This window comes from Parvimonas sp. D9, from assembly GCF_035282565.1.
Taxonomy (GTDB): domain Bacteria; phylum Bacillota; class Clostridia; order Tissierellales; family Peptoniphilaceae; genus Parvimonas; species Parvimonas micra.
Genome location: NZ_JAYKBM010000072.1, coordinates 1 through 384, shown reverse-complemented (window position 1 = coordinate 384; position 384 = coordinate 1). Strand labels below are relative to the sequence as shown.

The window sequence follows — 384 nt, the reverse complement described above, 5'->3', positions numbered from 1 at the left end:
TGCCCAGAGGCGGAATCGAACCACCGACACGAGGATTTTCAGTCCTCTGCTCTACCGACTGAGCTATCTGGGCATATAATATTCAATTTTTTTAAACTTTTATATTTTTTAACATATCTTTTATATCAATTCTCGGATAGCTCATTCTCTCGTGCTTTGCACTAGACTAAGATATTAACTCAAAATATCTTCGATTTCATCTCGATATTTTGGTTACTCTCTTATACCGACTCTCGCTATCTGGGCATAATATTAAATTCTTTCGAATTTTTTTATAATTCTATACTTACTTTCATTTCAATTTTTAGATAGCTCATTCTCTCGTGCTTTGCACTAGACTAAGATATTAACTCAAAATATCTTCGATTTCATCTCGATATTTTG

The 384-nt window shown here is 33.1% G+C and carries 1 tRNA gene; it reads right to left on the bottom strand.

The features are described from left to right. Nucleotides 1-73: transfer RNA gene (locus VJI94_RS08075), tRNA-Phe, on the bottom strand. Nucleotides 74-384: the final 311 nt, after the last annotated feature.